This window comes from Paenibacillus sp. 01T422, assembly GCF_056398785.1.
The window spans coordinates 1-1,588 of sequence record NZ_JBFTQB010001170.1 but is presented as its reverse complement, the minus strand read 5'-3'; the positions used below and the strand labels follow the sequence as shown (position 1 = coordinate 1,588).

Here is a 1,588-nt window from a genome sequence, read left to right as displayed (position 1 = left end):
GTTCAGCAGATTCTTGGAAGTGATTTGTATGTGCATCAATCAAGAATAAATTTTAAGCAGGGTTTTACAGGCAAGGAGTTTTATTGGCATTCTGATTTTGAAACCTGGCATGTTGAGGATGGGATGCCTCAGATGAGGGCACTCAGTTGTTCTATAGCGTTGGAAGATAACACGCCTAATAATGGTCCTCTTATGGTTATACCAGGATCACATCGCACATTTGTATCCTGCATTGGGGAAACACCTGATGATAATTATAAAACTTCACTTCGCCGGCAAGAATATGGCGTGCCTGATCAGGATAGTCTGAGAAATTTGGCTGAACAAGGAGGTATCGTCGCACCGACTGGCAAGGCTGGTTCCATCATACTTTTCGACTGTAATTTAATGCATGGCTCGAATAGCAATATTACGCCAGACCCGCGAAGCAACGTTTTTATTGTATATAATAGTGTATTTAATAAACTGAATGCCCCTTATTCTGGTAAACAGCCTAGACCAGACTTCATCGCTGCACGATAATAGATGCTTCGTTCAACCAGGGCCTGCCTACGGCGGGTCCTCATTGTCATCAGAGAGGTGAAGTTGTGAAATCGCTGAGTCCTGCGCAACCGCAGGAGCGGAGGAACCATGTACTGGCGCGTGTATTAATGCACAGTGGGGTGAATCACAGTAAGAAACGTGTAGGGCGATTCTCACGTCCGAATCCGTCAGCTAACTTCGTAAGCGTATTTATTGGAGAGGTAACGACTACATCTCTATAAGATTTAATGGTTTGTTTTCGCTGCCTCCCATGAGGAGGAGAGAGCATTGCACGAATTAGATCAAATTAGTCCATCAGAGTATGTTTTAGTTTCTGCGCCAAATCTGGCGGGAAAAGAATTTATTCATTTGTTAAGAAAAAAAGGGATTCTATATTACGCAATTACAAATAACAGCTATGGTAAAAAACGTCTGGAAGCTATGGGTGTTGATCGCATTATCATGGTAAATACAGAGGATGCAAGAAGTTGGACGGTTCCAGAGATAAGAATTGGTAAGGTTTATTTGTTTGAAGTGAGTTTTAATTTATGCTGCAGATATATTCAGATCTGTAAAGAATGGAATCCTAAGTCTATTCATGTGATAACAAAGCGTGGGAATGCTAGGGCTACATATAGAGGTCTTGGGGCGGACCATTTTACGTACATAAATCATAATCATGAAGCTTCGCTTCTGTTGCCCTAAAACATAGGATTCATATGTTTCATCGAACAAACCCAGTACTTTCAATGGTGATTTGCGTGTTAACTGGTGCAAATTTATTTGCCTTCAACACCAGCGTGGGTTGTTGCAAGTTAATTTTTGGTCTTAAAATAGAATGGCAAGGATTTTTAGCAAGAACGGTACTTGTGCCACCTGTTAATATGATGTTTATTAGTCATTACCCATTAAGGGAGAGAATTAGCAAACAAATTTTTTATGTGTCCATTTGGACAGTTGGCATCTTAATTTATGAATCAATTGCTTTACTACCAGTCCTTCGTGCGCTGGCAGTCATCATCATATCCCTTTTTGTGGTGCTCGGTCGATTAGGTCCATTAACTCT

At 40.9% G+C, this 1,588-nt stretch carries 2 protein-coding genes, 1 pseudogene and 1 riboswitch; all 3 genes and pseudogenes read left to right on the top strand.

The annotated features are described in order from the left end of the window. Positions 1-522 (top strand): phytanoyl-CoA dioxygenase family protein (locus AC1DUA_RS36810; RefSeq protein WP_477504437.1); only part of this gene is annotated, 522 nt, incomplete at its 5' end. Between the two features lie 62 nt (positions 523-584). After that, positions 585-745, top strand: a riboswitch (cyclic di-AMP (ydaO/yuaA leader). A 65-nt stretch (positions 746-810) separates the two neighbouring features. Beyond that, the gene (locus AC1DUA_RS36805; RefSeq protein ID WP_477504436.1) at positions 811-1,227 is read left to right on the top strand and encodes a hypothetical protein; all 417 of its coding nucleotides are present in this window, start codon (positions 811-813) and stop codon (positions 1,225-1,227) included. 56 nt (positions 1,228-1,283) lie between these two features. Continuing rightward, positions 1,284-1,588: pseudogene (locus AC1DUA_RS36800) on the top strand (hypothetical protein); the annotation flags it as partial.